This window comes from Pseudodesulfovibrio aespoeensis Aspo-2 (genome assembly GCF_000176915.2).
GTDB lineage: Bacteria > Desulfobacterota > Desulfovibrionia > Desulfovibrionales > Desulfovibrionaceae > Pseudodesulfovibrio > Pseudodesulfovibrio aespoeensis.
Map to the genome: position 1 here is coordinate 636,269 of NC_014844.1, position 17,770 is coordinate 654,038.

General features: G+C 64.4%; 12 protein-coding genes. 6 read left to right on the forward strand and 6 right to left on the reverse strand.

The window, feature by feature from the left end:
* Positions 1-6 precede the first annotated feature (6 nt).
* The 6 genes from hydG to DAES_RS02970 form a co-directional block, all read right to left on the reverse strand.
* On the reverse strand, positions 7-1,431 hold the full coding sequence (hydG, locus tag DAES_RS02945) for a [FeFe] hydrogenase H-cluster radical SAM maturase HydG (protein WP_013513548.1): 1,425 nt from the start codon (positions 1,429-1,431) through the stop codon (positions 7-9).
* 16 nt (positions 1,432-1,447) lie between these two features.
* A complete protein-coding gene (locus tag DAES_RS02950) occupies positions 1,448-1,690 on the reverse strand; it encodes a TM1266 family iron-only hydrogenase system putative regulator (RefSeq protein WP_013513549.1) in 243 nt (80 codons plus the stop codon).
* A 427-nt stretch (positions 1,691-2,117) separates the two neighbouring features.
* Positions 2,118-2,456 (reverse strand): iron hydrogenase small subunit, encoded by a 339-nt coding sequence (locus tag DAES_RS02955; protein ID WP_013513264.1) that lies wholly within the window; start codon positions 2,454-2,456, stop codon positions 2,118-2,120.
* 13 nt (positions 2,457-2,469) lie between these two features.
* Positions 2,470-3,729 (reverse strand): [FeFe] hydrogenase, group A, encoded by a 1,260-nt coding sequence (locus tag DAES_RS02960; RefSeq protein WP_236608447.1) that lies wholly within the window; start codon positions 3,727-3,729, stop codon positions 2,470-2,472.
* Positions 3,730-4,855: 1,126 nt separating this feature from the next.
* The gene (gene dapF / locus DAES_RS02965; RefSeq protein ID WP_013513550.1) at positions 4,856-5,707 is read right to left on the reverse strand and encodes a diaminopimelate epimerase; all 852 of its coding nucleotides are present in this window, start codon (positions 5,705-5,707) and stop codon (positions 4,856-4,858) included.
* Between the two features lie 74 nt (positions 5,708-5,781).
* Positions 5,782-7,062, reverse strand: coding sequence for an APC family permease (locus tag DAES_RS02970; protein ID WP_013513551.1), 1,281 nt, complete (start codon positions 7,060-7,062; stop codon positions 5,782-5,784).
* Between the two features lie 122 nt (positions 7,063-7,184).
* Between DAES_RS02970 and DAES_RS02975 the strand changes: the two genes are divergently transcribed.
* The 6 genes from DAES_RS02975 (at position 7,185) to DAES_RS03000 (ending at position 17,608) form a co-directional block, all read left to right on the forward strand.
* Positions 7,185-8,078, forward strand: coding sequence for a LysR family transcriptional regulator (locus DAES_RS02975; protein ID WP_013513552.1), 894 nt, complete (start codon positions 7,185-7,187; stop codon positions 8,076-8,078).
* A 93-nt stretch (positions 8,079-8,171) separates the two neighbouring features.
* The gene (locus DAES_RS18025) at positions 8,172-8,951 is read left to right on the forward strand and encodes a polysaccharide deacetylase family protein (RefSeq protein ID WP_041271573.1); all 780 of its coding nucleotides are present in this window, start codon (positions 8,172-8,174) and stop codon (positions 8,949-8,951) included.
* 198 nt (positions 8,952-9,149) lie between these two features.
* Complete coding sequence (locus tag DAES_RS02985) at positions 9,150-9,821, forward strand: ABC transporter permease (RefSeq protein ID WP_013513554.1); 672 nt, start codon at positions 9,150-9,152, stop codon at positions 9,819-9,821.
* Positions 9,822-9,833: 12 nt separating this feature from the next.
* Positions 9,834-10,604, forward strand: a complete 771-nt coding sequence (locus DAES_RS02990) for an ABC transporter ATP-binding protein (protein ID WP_013513555.1) — start codon at positions 9,834-9,836, stop codon at positions 10,602-10,604.
* Between the two features lie 3 nt (positions 10,605-10,607).
* Positions 10,608-15,605: an FtsX-like permease family protein gene (locus DAES_RS02995; RefSeq protein WP_013513556.1), complete on the forward strand. Its 4,998-nt coding sequence runs from the start codon at positions 10,608-10,610 to the stop codon at positions 15,603-15,605.
* Positions 15,602-17,608, forward strand: a complete 2,007-nt coding sequence (locus DAES_RS03000; RefSeq protein WP_013513557.1) for a DUF6785 family protein — start codon at positions 15,602-15,604, stop codon at positions 17,606-17,608. The genes DAES_RS02995 and DAES_RS03000 overlap by 4 nt, the downstream gene beginning before the upstream one ends.
* Positions 17,609-17,770 lie beyond the last annotated feature (162 nt).

Below are 17,770 nucleotides of genomic sequence, written 5' to 3' on the forward strand. Positions count from 1 at the left end.
GCATGCCTACAGGTAGAGGTCCCGTTCGCCCGCTTCCATGCGTGTCATTCTGTCGGTGAGCAGGCTTTTGCGGTCCAGGTCGGGGTAGTTTTCGATTTCGTGCCGGATGAGGGCCTCGCCCACTTGCTTGGTTTCTTCGGAGGCGTAGTCCTCCAGGTATTCCTTGAAGGTCAATAAGCCGTTGGGCAGGCAGAACTTCTGGATGAAGCCGGTCTTGGCCAGTTCCATGAAGTGCTCACCGGTGCGGCCCAGCCGGTAGCACGCCGTACACCAGGACGGCACGTAGCCGTGGTCTCCGACAATGGACCGGATGACCTCGTCCAGGCTGCGGCTGTCGCCGATGCAGAACTGCTGTACATCGGGCCGGTCGTATTCCGGATCGCTGTATGCGCCGGGGTAGGTGCGCGAGCCGCCCGAAAGCTGGGAGACGCCGACTTCCAGCAGTTCCTTGCGCATGGCCGCGGTTTCGCGGGTGGTCAGGATCAGCCCGGTGTAGGGCACGGCCAACCTGAGCACGGCGACGATCTTCTTGAACTCGTGATCCGTGGTCGGATAGGGCGGGTTGAAGGCGATGTCAGAGTTCAGGGCGGGCTCCAGCCTGGGGAAGGAGATGGTGTGCGGCCCGACACCCCAGTCGAGTTCCAGCCTGCGGGCGTGGTGGAGCAGGCCGAGCACCTCGAAGATCGGGTCGTAGAGGCCGAAGAGCGCGCCCATGCCCACGTCGTCGATGCCCGCCTCCTGGGCGCGGTGCATGGCGTGCAGCCGCCACAGGAAGTCGGTCTTGCGTCCGGCCACATGCAGCTTTTCATACGTCGGGCGGTGGTAGGTCTCCTGAAAACACTGGTAGGTGCCGATGCCAACCTCATGAAGCTTGCGGAACCCTTCCACGTCGAGCGGAGCACAGTTGACGTTGACCCGGCGGATTTCGCCGCTCTTGGCCGAGGTGACGGCATACACGTCCCTGACGGTCTGGGCGAGCCAGTCCGCGCCCAGGCGGGGATGCTCGCCGTAGACCAGGAGCAGCCGCTTGTGGCCCAGATCCTCAAGGACCGTGACCTCGCGGCGGATCTCCTCGGACGAGAGGGTTCGCCGGTCCAGGTCGCTGTTCTTGGCGTTGAAACCACAGTATCTACACTGGTTGCCGCACTCGTTGGTGATGTAGAGCGGGGCAAAGACTACCAGCCGGTTGCCGTAGATGCCCTTCTTGATGGTTCTGGCCGTTTCGAAGATGGCCTCGTCCAGATCCTTGTCCCGGTTGCCGAGCAGGGCGGCGGCCTCGTCCGGGTCGAGTCCCTGCCGCTCTCCGGCTTTGGCCAGGATTTCGCGAATCAGGCCCGATGCCGGGTTATTCGCCTTTTCCATCTCGGTGCGGATGACTTTTTCGTCGATGAAGTTTTCAAGCCCCTCACTCAGTGAACTGTCCTTTTTCATGATGCAGCCTCCTTGTTTAGACCAGAAGAGATTTGACCTGGACCCCGTCAAGCATGCCGAGCTTGCCGGTCAGGGCGCCCACCTCGTCGGTGGTCGCCTCGATGATCAAATCAATGATGTTCATGCCCCTGTCCCGAAAGGGCAGCCCCATGCGACCGACGATCATCTCCCCATGATCGCTCAGAATAGCATTGACCTTGGAAGCCGCCATGTTCCTGTCCTTAATGATGATGCCGATGATGCCGATTCGTTTCTGCATGTGCAAAACCCCGCTGTTCGTGGTTTCCTGCCGAAAAGGAGAGAGCCCGGAATAGCACTCCCGGGCTCTCTGCATGCTGGGAAGGGGTGGGAGCTTCTGGACGGTATCCTGCCAACGGTGAGGGCAGGGCCAGATGGCTCCACCCTGGGGTTCAGGCTAACCCTTCCCGCAGGCAGACGGTCTCCGGTCGGAGGTGCTCTGGGAATGTCACTACACGCATGCGCTATACGAATCAAGAAAAAGTTATACTACAAGCATAACTTTTTAAATTTAGTAATACCAGAAATGCCGGAGGGGCGCGTCAGGACGCACAGCTTGTCTGGCTGTGTCGCGGGCATGGTGGCCGATGGCTGGCAAAGGTGGTTCGCAGAAGGAATGTCGCCCTTGGATCAGAAGCATCCTCGCCGCAGGTGACATTTGTGAGGCGTTAGAAGTTCAGCTTGAAGCCCTTGCTCTTGAGGGCAGCCGCCTTGGCGCTGCGATCAATGTAGTGGGTGTGCAGCAGATGGTGGGACATGTGGCCACAGGGACCGTCATGCAGGAAGCCGTCCTTGTGGTCGTAGAGCTTTTTGATCATGGGGTTGTCCTGAGACTTCCGCAGCTTGTAGATCTTGGGGTTGGCGTCAGTGGCGTACACGGATTTCTGGCGCAGGCCCACGAAATCCATGACATCGGCCGCAGCCTCCTTGGCCAGGTTCAGTCCGAGCACGGCGTAGCCGGTCATGATGCCACACGTCTTGATAAAGGCACGTCTGTTCATCTTCATGTCTCATTCCTCCTTACGCGCCAACGGTGCGTGCCCGGAAGCGATTGTTGATGCGGGCGACGGTGCTCCTGAACAGGGATGCCCTTACCTCGGGATCAATGGGCTGCCCGCCGCCGTTCACGCAACCGCCGGGGCAGGTCATGATCTCGATGAAATGGTAGGGGGACTTGCCCGCCCGTACCTCGTCGCACAGCTTGGCTGCGTTCTTGAGCCCGCTGGCCACCGCCACCTTGACCGTGCCGAAGCCGGGAACCGCAACATCCGCAGTTTTGATGCCCTCGTGAGTGCGCACCACCAGGATGTTCGGATCGGCCAGCTTCTTGCCGGAGAGCACTTCGTAGGCAAGCCGAAGAGCTGCCTCCATGACGCCGCCGCTGTTGCCGAAGATGGTGGCCGCGCCCGTGGAGTCGCCCAGGATCGGATCGGGCTGCTGCGAGGGCAGGCTGTTGAAGTTGATGCCTGCGGTCTTGATCATGTAGGCCAGCTCGCGGGTGTTGATGGTGGCGTCGATGTCGCGGAATCCGCTGTCGGCCAGCTCCGGACGCAACCCTTCATACTTCTTGGCGACGCAGGGCATGATCGAGACCGTGTAGATATTCTTGGCCTCGGTGTGCGTCTCGTGCGCGCCGTAGGTCTTGGCCAAGGGGCCGAGCATCCCGATGGGCGATTTGCAGCTCGACAGGTTCGGCATGAGGTCCGGGTAGAAGGTCTCGGCGAATTTGACCCAACCAGGGCAGCAGGAGGTGAACTGCGGCAGGGGGCGGGCGTTTTTCTTGCCCTGCTCCTGCACGCGCTGGATCAGCTCGGTGCCTTCTTCCATGATGGTCACATCAGCGGTGAACTCGTTGTCCCAGATGTAGTTGAAGCCGAGCTGGCGCAGGGCCGCGTGCATCTGTCCGCCCACATAAGTGCCGGTGGGGGCGCCAAAGCATTCGCCCAGACCGTAACGCACCGCAGGCGCGGGCATGGAGACCACGATGGTGTTGGGGTCCTTGAGTTTCTCAAAGATCTCATCCACGTAGGACACGCCCTCGTAGATGGCCCCGTAGGGACAATGAGTCAGACATTGACCGCAGTTGATGCAGGCCGCCGGATCGACCACGGCCCGAATGCCGTCGTCGTTTATGGGCTGAATCGCTCCGGTGGCGCAGACCGCCTCACATTCGCCGCACGCCTCGCACTTGGTGGCATCAACCTGGACAAAATAGATATTGTCCGGGTCGACCCCTTTGGGTGCGTTGGTCTGGTACATGACGCCTTCAATCAGTCTCATGGTGCCCTCCTTGTTGGGGTGGATCGAAGACAAGTCCGCCGGCACCACTGCCGGTGTGGACTTTGGTGTGCATCCTGACATCGGATACCCTCCTTTGCCGCCACCGCCCGATTCGGCAGTGTTGGCACGAAATTGAAAATAATAACACAATACGGCTATTATTTTAGAAATGGTAGTTGTGTCAAGTCGTGATGATGATCGGCAGGGTGAAATCAAGCGAGGGCTTTGATCGCATGGGCCAGATACGACCTGATCCGGCATCCAGTTTGTTGACTAAGGTCAATACACTCCATCTGAGCAACTTCGGTCAACGAATCGTCCCGTTGTCTTTTTAATTATCAATCGTGGACGGTCGTGCCGCCGGAGTACCGCCCGGGTGAGTGCAAAACGGTTTGGGCCACTTTAGGGTCCTCCCCTTGCTGAAGCCGGGTCAAAATGCTAGGTCATTCCCCATGCACAAAGGACACGCTGAATCAGGATAGACAAATAAAATCAAGATATTGCCTCCAAGGCGAAAAGCGAGAAGTACCGAGTCTTCCCTTCGGCACTTGAGGTTTGGGCCCTCGCTTTTCATGGGCACACGAAGTATTGTAGCTATTGTCGTTATCCGCATGTTGACGAGGTTTAGTTTCTTAGCTGTGATTGCTTGAAATACGTAGACTATTTGTGTTGAGCCTGTGTGAAAGTATGTGTTGATTCTGTTCCAAAATCACCAGGAATAGTCTGCAATCGCTGAGAATCGCCAAAAGTAAGTCCCCGCCATGTTGGGAAAACACGGCGGGGACTCGCTTCTCGAATACGCGGTGGGTCTTTTTGGAAAAGTTTTCCCCCCGGACCCCCCTTTCAAAACTTGTTGGGTCTACGCCGCCTGGGAGGGCGTAGGGCAAGCAAGGGCTTGATGGCGGCGTAGGGGGCTGCGCGTCCGCACGAGCTGCGCCTCTCTTTTTTACTCTCTAAGAAAAACGCCGTCTTCTCGCGCATCCACGCCCTCTCCGCCGCTGTCCGTCTCCTGGCCACCCTCAGCTTCGCCTTGCGGCGGAGCGCAAAAAAGTTCTGGAAGGGGGGAGTCCAGAGGGGGGAAACCTCTTCCAAGAGGTTTCCCCCCTCTGGCCGCCGGAGGCAGGCCTTATCGGGTCAGTCCGAGGGGGTGCAGGTAGAGCTCGCCTTTGAAGGTGAGTTCTGCCGCGCCCTGGAGGAAGATGGTGTTGTTTTCGAGGAACACGGTGAGAATTTCGCCGCCGGTGGTGGTGAGGTCGGCTCGTGGGTCGGTCAGGCCCAGGGCGTTGGCGACCAGTTGGGTGGCGCAGGCTCCGGTGCCGCAGGCGTAGGTTTCGTCTTCCACGCCGCGCTCAAAGGTGCGCAGGAGCATGGTGGAGCGGTCCTTGACCTGGGCGAAGTTGACGTTGGTCCCGGCTGGGGCGAAGCGGGGGTGGAAGCGCAGCGAGCGGCCCAGTTCCCTAACGTTGACCGCGGCCACGTCGTCCACCAGGACCACGGCGTGGGGCACCCCGGTGTCGGCGAAATGCACGGTCATGGGGGTGTTGTCCACGTCGAGGCTGATGTTGGTTTCGAGTCCCTTGGGCGGGGTGAGCTGGACCTTGACCCGTCCGGCGTCCGGGCCGTCGAGCAGCACTTTGGCCCGGATGGGGCCTGCGTCGGTGCCGAAGACGTGTTCTGCCGGGGCCAGTCCCAGGGCATGGGCGAGCTTGCCTGCGCAGCGCGAGGCATTGCCGCACATCTCGGCCCGTGAGCCGTCGGAGTTGTAGAAGTGCCAGCGGTAGTCGAGGCCCGGCTCGTCGGGGTCCTCCAGGAAGAACAGGCCATCGGCGCAGACGCCGAAGGCGCGGGCGCAGATCTTTTTGGCCCAGTCGGCCATGACTGTGGCGGGCACGCGGGCCACGCGATTGTCGATGACCACGAAGTCGTTGCCGCATCCCTGCATCTTGTGGAAGGGGACGCTCTCGCCGAATATGTTCATCTGTCGCTCCGTTTTTCTGGTTGGTGGCGGCAGGTCCGCCGAGGTCAGAATCCTTGATGGAAACCGCGCCGATGTCAAGACGGGGCCTGGCCTGCCTGGCTCGGGGCAGGGCGCTTTGCGGTTTGGCGTGCGCGGACGGTGGTGATCAGCCCCAGGCAGACGATGGCCGTGAGCACGGGCCAGGCCGAGCGGGTGAGCACGGCGAACACGGCCAGGGCCAGCAGCCCGGCCACGGTCCGGGGCAGAGGCGTGGTGAAGAGCCGGGCCGCGGCCATTGTGCCGAGCAGGGCGTTGGCCAGGAAGAATCCATCGGCGATGGTGACGATGCCCGCCACGTCGAGGGCGCCCAGGGAGACGAGGGCGATCAGGGCCAGGTGGGCCAGGGTGTACAGCCCGATGACCACATGGGGCACGCCGTGTTGGTTGCGGGTGTCGAGGACGGCGGGCAGGGCGCGGTCACGGGCCAGATGGGCCACCAGCCGGGCCACGGCACCGACGATGAGCAGGTAGGTGGTCACGCACAGGGCCATGACCAGCCCGGACATGATCCAGGGCGCGAAGGGGCCGAAGAGCGGGTGGAGCAGCCCGGCCACGCCGTGGCCCGCTTCGGGCGGGAATGTGCCGTATTGCAACCCGGCGGCCACGGCCAGGCTGACCAGCCCGACCACGATGGCGGCCATGACTGCGGCACGGGGCACAGTGCGGCGCGGGTCGGCCACCTCGGCCCCGTAGTTGCCCACCACCTCCCAGCCGACCACGGCCCAGAAGAGCAGGAGCAGGGTGTAGCCCATGGCCGGAGGGTCTATGGGCGGCAGGGTCGTGACCAGGTGTGCGCTTTCTGGCCCGGCGTGCAGGGCGAGGGTGACGATTGATCCGCTCAGCAGCAGGATAGTGGCCGTGACAGCCAGGAGCGTGCCCACCCGGCTCATGGTCCGCAGGCCGGTGGTGAGCAGCAGGGCGCAGGCGACCTGCACGCCCCCGGCGGCCATGCCCCGGACCAGGGGCGAGCCGGGCTGGATGGCCGGGGGCAGGTAGTCGATGATGGTCAGCATGACCGCTGCCGGGCCGAACAGGGCGGCCCCGCACAGGGTGCAGGCGGCGAGGTTGCGCACGCCGGGCCCAAAGGCGCGCTCCACGGCGTCGGCTGCACCGCCCTCGCCGGGAAAGAGCGTACCCGCCCTGGCAAAGACATAGGCAAAGGCCACCCCAAAGACGGCGGTCAGCCCCCAGGCCGGGAGCGCCCACGGCCCGGCGACCTCGATGGCCAGGGGCGGGAGGATGACGATGCCTGATCCGAGCACCGCGCCGATCATCATGCAGCACAGGGGGAGCGTTCCGGTTTTCCGTTGATTCATGATGGATATTCCGCCTTGATTTTTTGCTTTTATCATGGAATGAGCGGGATAAATCCAATTTGAAATTTTTTGGGGACCGTTCTCATTGTCAGAACGCTTGTCCGTCCCGATCCGGAGGGGACATGGATATCAGGAAATTGCAGTGCTATCTGGCCGTGGCCTTTGAGGGCAACCTGACGCGGGCCGCCGAGTCCCTGTATCTGAGCCAGTCGGCCCTGAGCGGCCAGATCAAGCAGCTGGAGGAGACGCTGGGCTATCCCCTCTTTGTCCGGCTGGCCAGGGGAATGGCCCTGACCGCAGAGGGCGAGACCCTGCTCCCCTATGCCCGCAACGCGGTCCAGGCCCTGGAGGATTTCCGCTCGCGCGGGGCTGGGCTCAAGAGTCCGGCAGCGTCCCGGCTCATCGTGGGACTGAACACGGACCCTGCCTTTTTGCGCATGGCCGAGCTGGCGCGGCACATGCGCGTCTCGGTGCCGGGGGTGCAGCTCTCGTTCATCGTCTCCCAGAGCCGGTACACCGCCGGGGCGCTGCGCACGGGCGAGATGCATGTGGGCTTCCGCTACGGCATGTGGGGCGAGGAGGGGGTCCATGACGAGTTCGTGGCCTCGGTCACGCTGGTCATCGCCATCCCGTCGGTCATGGCTGGCCGGGTGCAGCCGGGCGATTGGCGCGGGCTGGCGGCCCTGCCCTGGATATATTCCTTCAGAGGGTGTCCTTTCCACGTGGCCGTGCGCGAGCGCATGTCCGCTTTTGGCGTGGAGCCCAATCCGGTGGAGCAGACCGTGGACGAGAACATCATGCGCGAGCTGGTGGCCGAGGGCATGGGCGTGGCCGTGCTGCGCGAGGACGACGGCAGGCGGCTGGCCGATGCGGGCCAGGCGGTCCTGTGGCCCGAAACCCTTCAGATTCCCCTGTGCCTCTCCTATCCGGCGGGCCGGGGCTACACCGCGCCGCTGCGCGAGTTCCGTGACGTGGTCCGCTCGGTCTGGGGCGGCGAGCGGGCGCTGGTGGCGTGATCTTCGGGATTCGCCCCTGCCCGGCCGGGCAGGGGCGCGCCGTCTGTTTCCGCTTTTGCCATCCGGGCCGGGAGTGTGCTACCTGTGCCCATCATGATCGTCAAAACCGCTGTTTCCGCCCTTTGGTCCGCGCCGCCAGCCCTGCTTGGCGAGGCGGCGCATCGGCTTAATGCGCTCCTGGCCGGGGCCGCGCCGGGCACGGAGATATTCTTCCGCGCCGACGACGTGGCCGCGCCGGGCGAGGCGTGCCGCCGGATGCTGGAGACCTTTGCCCGGCACGGGCTGCCCCTGCATCTGGCCGTGACCCCGGCCTGGCTGACCCCGGCCCGCTGGGACGTGCTGCGGCACTGGGCCGGGGAGCGCGACCTGTGGTGCTGGCACCAGCATGGCTGGCGGCATGTCAACCACCAGCGCGAGGGGCGCAAGGGCGAGTTCGGCGCGGACCGGTCCCTGGCCGACAAGCGGGCCGATCTGGCCAGGGGGCGCGAGCGGCTTGAGGCCATCATGGGGGCGCGGTTCAGCCCGGTCTTCACCCCGCCCTGGAACCGGTTCGACGCCCAGACCGCGCAACTGCTGCTTGAGGCGGGCTATGTGTCCGTGTCGCGCTCGGACGGGGCGCAGCGCAGGGTGCCCATGCCCGGCGGTCTGCCTGATATTCCAATCAACGTGGACCTGCACACCCGGCGCGAGAATGATCCCGCCCAGGGGCTCGCGGCCCTGGTCCGGGAGTTTGAGACCGCCCTGGCCTCGGGCCGGGTGGGGGTGATGCTCCACCACCAGCGCATGAACGAAGCGGCCTTCACCTTTCTCGATCACTGTCTGGCTGCCGTGGCCCGGTCCGGTCTGATGTTCATCCGGCTGGATCGTCCCTGATGGAAACGGTCCGGGCAGGCGCTGTTCCGGATGTGTGTCGAGCCGGAAAATTTTTGCCCGGCCTTGCTCTTTGCGCTTGTCATGGAAGAAGCTTGTGCATAACATTTTGAGAATATGGAAAGTAAGCCGATCACCCCGCCCACCGTGCACGGTTCTCCAAAAAATGCCACAGGCTCCGGCCTTGGCAGGGGATCGGTCATGGGCAGGCCGCAGGGACGGATCGACCGGCTCATCACCCTGCCGTTTTCCAAGTCCGTGGAGATCAGCTTCAAGAGCCTCAGGGTCCGATTTTTCCGGTCCATGATCACGGTGTCCAGCCTTACGCTGGCCGTGTCATTTCTCGCCTTTGTCCTGGTCAACCTTGATGTGGCCACGGGCCTGCTGACCCATGGCGGGAGCCATGCGGCCACGGTGCTGTCCGCCGCAGGGTACGACGTGGATCAGGCAGGCGGCGCGGTGGCCATGTCGGCCAAGGAGCGGTGGATCGTCATCCTTTCCCTGCTGGTCTGCACCGTGGGCATCGTCAATGCCCAGCTCATGTCCGTGACCGAGCGGTTCTCGGAGATCGGCGTCATGAAGTGTCTGGGCGCGCTCGATTCCATGATCCTGCGCCTGTTCCTGCTCGAGGCTGCCATGCAGGGGCTGGTGGGCGCGCTGGCCGGGGCTCTTCTGGGCTGCCTGTTTTCGCTGCTCACGGGCGCGGTCCGGTTCGGGTGGGCCGCCTGGACCGACATCTCCTGGGCCGGGGCGCTCGGCTCCGTGGGGCTGGCCACCCTGGCCGGGTGCCTGCTCAGCCTGCTGGGCGTTCTCTATCCCGCGCTGCTGGCCGCGCGCATGGAACCGATCAAGGCCATCCGGGCCGAGCATTAGGGGTATCCTGCTATGACCGAAGAACGGCGCACCATTGTCCGCGTTGTGGGCGTGACCAAGAGCTTCACCATGGGCAAGGTCGAGGTCATGGCCCTCAAGGGCGTGGACCTTGAAATATTTTCGGGCGAATACGTGTCCATCATGGGTCCGTCCGGTTCGGGCAAATCGACCCTGTTCAACATGATCGGCGGGCTGGACAAGCCCACGGACGGCAAGGTGTTCATCGACGAGGTGGACATCTCCCAGCTCGACGCCTACGAGCTGGCCTGGCTGCGCAACCGCAAGATCGGCTATATCTTTCAGACCTTCAACCTCATCCCGGTCATGTCCGCCCTGGAAAACGTGACCCTGCCCATGACCTTTGCGGGCATGAACTCGGACGACGCCCAGGACAAGGGCATCGAGCTGCTCAAGCTGGTGGGCCTTGGCGAGCGGTTCCAGCACAAGCCGCTGGAGCTTTCGGGCGGGCAGCAGCAGCGCGTGGCCGTGGCCCGCTCCCTGGCCAACGACCCGGCCATCGTCCTGGCCGACGAGCCTACCGGCAACCTCGACCTGACCACCGGCGAGGAGATCATCGAACTGTTGCGGATGCTCTCTCAGGAGCGCGGGGTGACCATCATTTCCGCCACCCATGACTACAAGATGCTCAACGTGTCGGACCGGGTCATCTGGGTGCGCGACGGCGTGGTGGACCGCATCGAGCGGCGCGAGGAACTGAACATCACCGTGGGCGGCATAGGCGGCAAGGGGAACGGAACAGCCCAGACCGGAGAGAGGGGCTAGCCCATGGTCCGGCGCGGGCTGCACGTGTTCCTCGGCCTCCTGCTGCTGGCAACGGCGGCATGGGCCTCGCCCATGGACGAAGCTGCGGGCAACGGCAGGAATTTCATTGAACGGCTGGCCGCCCTGGGCGACCGCTCGCCCGGCGCTCCCGGCGCGACGCTGGCCGCGGACATGGTCGAGGCGGAGTTCAGGCGGCTGTTTCCGGGTGCGACCATCGGGCGGCAGAGCTTCCGTGTCCCGGTGGTGGTGGCCCAGGGGGCCGAGCTGCACGTCATGGGCTCAGGCCGTACCATCAAGCTCAGCCAGCTGCGCGCAAACGCCCTGTCGCCGGGCGCGGTGACCCCGCCCGGCATCCACGGTCCGCTCCTCTATGTGGGCCAGGGCGCGGTCAGGGATTTCAACGGCCTGGATGTGGAAGGGGCCACTGTCCTCATGGACATGGACTCGGGCAAGAACTGGAACAACGCGGCCATGCTCGGCGCGCGCGCCCTCATCTTCGTGGGCCAGGGCGGCGACGGCGGCCCCTCGCCCCGGTCCCTCTTTGATTCCAAGTTCGAGCTGACCCCGGTGGATTTCCCCATTTTCTGGATGTCGGACGAGCTGGCGCGGGTGGCGCTCGGCAACGATGTGGCCGAGGGCGGCCCCCGGCTTTTGGGCATGGCCCGGCTCGCCTCGCGCGCCCAGTGGCGCAACGTGGTCGCCGAGAACGTCTACTGCCTCGTTCCGGGCAGCGACCCTGACCTGACGGGCCAGACCCTGGTCGCCGAGGCGTTCTACGACGCCACGGCGCTGGTGGCGGGCGATTCGCCGGGCGCGGACGAGGGCGTGTCTATCGCCACTCTCATGGAGGTGGCCGCCGGATTTGCCGACAGCCCGCCCAAGCGGTCGGTCATGCTGGTGGCCACGGCGGGCAAGTCGAGCGCCCAGGCGGGCATGCGCGAATTTACCTGGGCCCTGGTGACCAAGGGCAAGCTGCTCAAGGAGCGGCGCAACGAGCTCGACGGGCGCGTGGCCGAGGCCACCCGGATCATAGAAATTCTGGACATGGCCGATCCCTTTGCCGAGGCGGTCATGGCCGACGAGGCGGACCGCGCCCTGGTCAAGCGGGCCATCAAGGCCATGGTCCGCGACCGCGAGGACGACCTGACCAATGAACTGATGCGCCTGCGCCTGCTGAGCCAGACTGGTCGGAGGGACATGGAGTCCAGGCCGGGCAGGGGCCGGGGAATGGGCCGGTCCATGGAAAACGGCATGGGCCACGACGCCATGAGCGAAGCGGCCCGCCAGGACCGGATCAAGCACTTGGCGGCCCAGCGGATCATGCTCAAGAGGCTCAACTGGGTCAATTCCACGGTGGCCGACTTTCCCCTGTCCGACGAGGAGCGGCTCATCCTGGCGGACTTCGTGGCCCCGGCGCGCGGCTATCAGGTCGCCATCCTCGACGACGCCACGGGCCAGTTGCAAGACATCCGCTCGGCCCGCGCCCTGCGCGACACCCTTGGCGAGCGGAGCATCGCGGGCCATGTTTCCCTCTATCTTTCGAGCCACGGCGACGGCGTGGGCGGCTTTGACAAGGGGTGGCTGCACGACCTGATGCCCACGGTCAACCGGACCGCCTTCTTCCGCCCGCTGGACACGGTCATGAAGCGGGCTGTCAGGGAGCTGGAGCAGGACCGGCCCGCTGAGGCCGCGCTTTTCAAGGACACCCTGCGGCCCGGCAGGCGCGCCTGGCAGAGCTACCTGCCTGACATGCCGGAGCTGGGCGGAGAGCCCATGGCCCTGGCCGGATTCGCCGGGATGACCCTGGCCACGGTTCATGACGCCCGCCCGGCCTGGGGCACGCCCTATGATCGGCCCGCGCGGGTGGATTTCGACTTCGTGCGCCGACAGGCCGGACTGGTGCGCACCCTGACCCGCGCCCTGGCCGACCAGCCCATGGACAACGCGGGCGAGCGTGTGGACAGCCATTTCGTCACTGTCGAGGGGCGGGCCAACCTGTTGCGCAAGGGCGAGATTTTTCCGGACCGGCCCGGCACGGGCATGGTCGTGCTCGCGTCCCAGTGGCAGACGCTCAACTACGGCATGGTCGATACCGCGGGCCGCTTCCGCATCCCCGGCTTTGCCAGCAGAAAAGTCAGCTATCACAAGGCGGTGGTCGAGGCCCTGCGTTTTGACGAGCAAACCGGGCTGGCCGTCTGGGCCGTGGACAAGCCCAAGACCGGCAAGGATGCCTATCGGATCAAGCTGAGCCGGGCCGTGCAGGGGACGGATCTGATCCTCTTCACCTGCACCCAGACCACGCTTTTCAATCTGGTGGACCCCCGGACCTTCAAATACCTCTACCTGCCTACCCTCATCGACGGGCGCACCGAAGCCCCGCCCGTGAGCTATTGGTACAGCAGGCTCGACACCCGGCGGTCCACGCTGGGCACCCTGTTCCTGGAGCCGGACACGCCCATCAAGCTGACCCTCTCGGACTCGGTGCTCGACAAGAAGGTGCTGCTGCTCAACGCGGACGCGGACAATCCCCTTGGCCGGGGCTACATCGCCCGGCAGTGGCCGGTCATCCCCATGACCGAGTTCCAGGCCGCGCGCGACATGTGGAGCCTGCTCGACCCGCGCATCGACAACCTCGAAGACAAGGGCATCGTCAACGAGCGCATCCGCACCCTGCGCCGCCAGGGCAACGAGGACCTTGAGCGGGCCGTGGAATACCGGGAGCTGAAGCAGTGGGACCGGTTCGTGGAGGCCTCGCGCTCCTCGCTGGCCAAGGCCAGCCGGGTCTACAGCGATGTGGACAGGACTCAGAAGGACGTGCTCGTGGGCGTGCTCTTCTACGTGGCCCTGTTCGTGCCGTTCGCCTACTGCATGGAGCGGCTGTTCTTCTCCTACTCGGACATCAAGAAGCGCATCTCCGCCTTCCTCGGCTTCCTGGTCCTGATCATCACCGTGGTCTATTTCGTCCACCCCGCGTTCCAGCTGACCTATTCGCCCCTGGTGGTCATCCTGGCCTTTTTCATTCTCGCCCTGTCGATGCTGGTTTCGCTGATCATCTTCCTGCGCTTCGAGCGCGAGATGGTCGATCTGCAAAAAAGGTCGTCCCACATCAAGCTCACGGGCATCAGCCCCATGGCCGCCTTTGGCGCGGCCTTTGTCCTGGGCGTGGGCAACCTGAAGCGCAGACCGGTGCGCACCTTCCTGACCTTTGCCACCCTGGTCATCCTGACCTTCACCATCATGAACTTCACCACGGTCAAGTCCGTGCGCCAGAAGGGATGGGCCAATTTCAGCCCCACGGCCACCTACACCGGCCTGATGCTCAAGTATGTCAACTGGCAGGACGTGCCGCTCGAGGCCCTGGCCGTGGTGGAGAACGCCTACGAGGGCCGGGGCGTGGTCGCCCCGCGCGCCTGGTACGACACCGGGTTCACCAGCGACAAGTCGCGCGCGCCGCTCATCCCGGTCTTTCTTGGCGACCGGGAGACGCCCGGACGCGGCATGGTCGGCCTGTCCCACCGCGAGCCCGAGGTCAGCGGGCTTGACCGCATCCTGGTCAAGGGCCGGTGGTTCCGCGAGGGCGAACGGTTCGCCGTCATCCTGCCCGAGCGCATGGCCGACCAACTCGGCGCGGACCCGGACGACCCGGACCTCAACAAGGTCACCATCTGGGGCATCGAGCTGATCCTGGTGGGCGTGTTCCGGGACGACGGTCTGGGCAGCAATCCCGATCTCGACGGCGAACCCATCACGCCCATCGTCTTTCCCAATCAGGCGGCCAGCCAGCTCTCCGAGGTCGAGGCCGAGGCCATCGAGGACGGTCAGGACATCATCACCACCGAGAGCCGTTACCAGCACATCCCGGACTACGAGACCATCCTGGTCCCGGCTGAGATGCTGCTCTCGCTCGGCGGCGGCGCGGGCCGGCTCAAGGGCATTGCCATCAAGCCGGGACCGGGCAGCGGCGACCTGGGCGATCTTGGCGACCGCTTCGGCATGCTCCTGTTCCGGGGTGGCGCGTCCGGCACCTCGCTCTATTACGCGGCGGATGCGGTCAGCTATTCTGGCATGGCCAACATCCTGATCCCGTTGTGCATTTCAATACTCATCGTCCTCAACACCATGATCGGATCGGTCTACGAGCGCAAATCGGAGATCGCGGTCTACACCTCGGTGGGGCTGGCCCCGCCCCATGTGGCCTTCCTGTTCATCGCCGAGGCCCTGGCCTTTGCCGTCATCTCGGTGGTGGTCGGCTACCTGCTGGCCCAAGGGGCGTCGGCCCTGCTGGCAGGCACCCCGCTGTGGGAGGGCATGACCGCCAACTATTCGTCCACCGCAGGCGTGGCGGCCATGCTCCTGGTCATCGGCGTGGTCCTGGTCTCGGCCATCTATCCGGCCAAGGTGGCGGCGCGCATCGCCATTCCGGACGTGAACAAGTCATGGACCATGCCCAAGGCCGTGGGCGACGAACTGACCGTGGTGCTGCCCTTCCTGATCAAGATCGGGGAGATGTCCAGCGCAGGCGGATTCCTGCATCAATACTATCTGGCCCACTATGACGTGTCCCACGGCGCGTTCTGCACCGACGACATGCAGTGCAACTTCCTCGACCTGGAAGAGCAGGAGGCCAGAACCGGCCTGCTGGCCGGAGTCGTCGACCGGATCACCATCCCGGACGACCTGTGCTTCTACATGAGCCTGCGCGTCTGGCTCGCGCCGTTCGACTTCGGCGTGCGCCAGAAGGTCCGGCTCGTGTTCTGCCCGTCCGATCTCTACGGCGGGTTCAGGCAGGTCAAGGTGGTCATCCAGCGCGAGGCGGGCGAGTTCAAGGCGTGGGAGAATCTCAACAAGACCTTTATCAACGACCTGCGCAAACAGCTCCTGGCCTGGCGCTCGCTGGACGACGAGGCCGTGGGCAAGTACGCCGGGGATCTCGACGCGGTCAAGCGTGATCAGGTCCAGAAAAACCGGGTCATGGGCGAGACCGGGGAGGCCGGACGATGAATGGACGACTCAGGTTGCGGGCACTTGTGACCGGCCTCGTCCTGGGGCTGGCGCTGTGCGTGTTCACCCCCTACAACAGCGCGGTGCTGCACAACGCGCACCTCGGCGGCGGGCATTTCCCGCTCGCCCCGTTCTTCATCGTTGCCTGGATGTTCGTGATCGATGCCCTGGTCTCGCGGCTGACCCGGCGACCGCCCGTGTTCTCGGGCGTGGAGCTGCTGGTGGTCTGGCTGATGATGGTCCTCTTTGCCGCCATCGGCTACACCGGGCTGACCGAGACCTTCTTCGTCAACATCACCGCGCCGGAGCGGTTCGCCAAGGACGCCTACCGCTGGACCGAGGTGCTGACCCCGCTCCTGCCCGAGGCGTGGTTTCCCCATTCGGAAGCGGCGGTCAGGGAGTTCTACAACGGCGTCAAGGGCGGGCGCGACATGGGCGTGCTGGGCGTGCTCGCGGCCATTCCCTGGGGGGTGTGGCTGCCGGTGCTGGCGGTCTGGTCCTTCTTCATCCTCGGCTCGTTCTTTGTCATGCTCTGCCTCATGGCCCTGTTTGGCCGCCAGTGGGTGGTCAACGAGCGCGTGCTCTTCCCGCTGGTGCGCGTGCCCGTGCTCATGGGCGAGGCCCTGGACCAGAAGCAGTTCCTCTCCTGGTGGGGCAACACCTACCTGCTCGTGGGCCTGACCCTGGCCGGAGCCCTGCACCTGCTCAACGGACTGCATTTCTACTATCCCTCGGTGCCGGGCATGCCCACCCTCATCCTGGCCGGGGCGTACTTTCCCAAGTTCGGGCTCTTCTCCGGCTTCCACAAACTGAAACTTTTCATCGTCCCGGCCTTCATCGGGTTCGCCTTCCTGACCACGCGGCAGATTTCCTTTTCCATGTGGGCCTTCCACATCCTCTCCGGCCTGCTCTTCGGCCTGCTCTACGTGCTCGGCTGGCAGTTGCCCGAGGCCGCCCTGGGCACCACCCTGGGGCCGGATCTGGCCCGGCCAGAGGGCGCCCAGACCATTGGCTCCTATCTCGTCTTTTTCGGATTCCTCCTATGGCTGGCACGCCATCACTTGAAGGAAACCCTGCTCTGCACCCTGCGCCGGACCTGCAAGGAGCCGGAACCCGCGGGCAAAAGCCCGTTCGACACTGTCCCGGCCAGATGGGAGCCGCAGGTCTGGCCCCTGTGGGGGCTGGTCATCGGCATGGTCTGCCTGTCGGGCTGGTGCTGGTTCTTCGGCCTGCCGTTTGCCGCAGCCGTGCTTCTGCCCATCATGTTCGTGATCGTCATGCTCGTGTCCAGCCGCGTGGTCTGCCAGGGCGGGCTGCCCTATTTCACCCTGACCGCTGCGCCGTCGGATACCCTGATGGGCCTTTTCGGCACCGGGTTTTTCGGCTCGGCAGGCATGGCCGCCACCGCCGTGATGCAGAAGGTGCTCTTCCTCGACGTGCGCGAGGCCGTGGCCCCGACCCTCTTCCACGGGGCCAAGATCAGGCAGGAGGCGCGCAACCGCAACCTCGTGCTGGCCGCCATCGGGCTGTCGCTGGTGCTGGCCCTGGTCACGGCCTTTGTGACCATGCTCTTCATCGGCTACAAGTACGGGTTGCGCGAGCTGGGCCTGGACTGGGCCACCCAGACCGTGCTGGCCAACTACGAGAGCGCCCAGCGGCTGGTGGATCAGCCGGTCGGGCCCAACGTGTGGACCATCACCTATGCCGGGTTCGGGGCGCTGGCCATGATCGTGCTCATCGGCTGCTACTACCGGTTCCCGTGGTGGCCGTTGCATCCGCTGGGGTATCTGGTGGCGTATTCGTCGGGCATGCAGATTCTCTGGTTTTCCTTTTTTGTCGGATGGATGTGCAATCATCTGGTGTTGCATTACGGGGGGACAAAGTTGTTCAACCGGGTGCGATTCTTGTTTGTCGGGTTGATATTGGGGGATTTCCTGATGGGTGGGGTGTATGCGGTGATCGGGTTGTTCAGCGGGCAGAGTTATTCGGTGTTTCCGCTGTAGGGCGGAGTGGGAAAAGGAAGAGAAGAGGAAGCCGCCTCCGGCGGGATGGGGAGTTGGGTGAGGATTTCGCTCCTCCGTCGCGACTTACTTTTGGACAGGAGCGCCCAAAAGTAAGCAAAAGTCGCTCTTTGAAGACGTGTGATCGGGTCTCCCGCGCCGCGC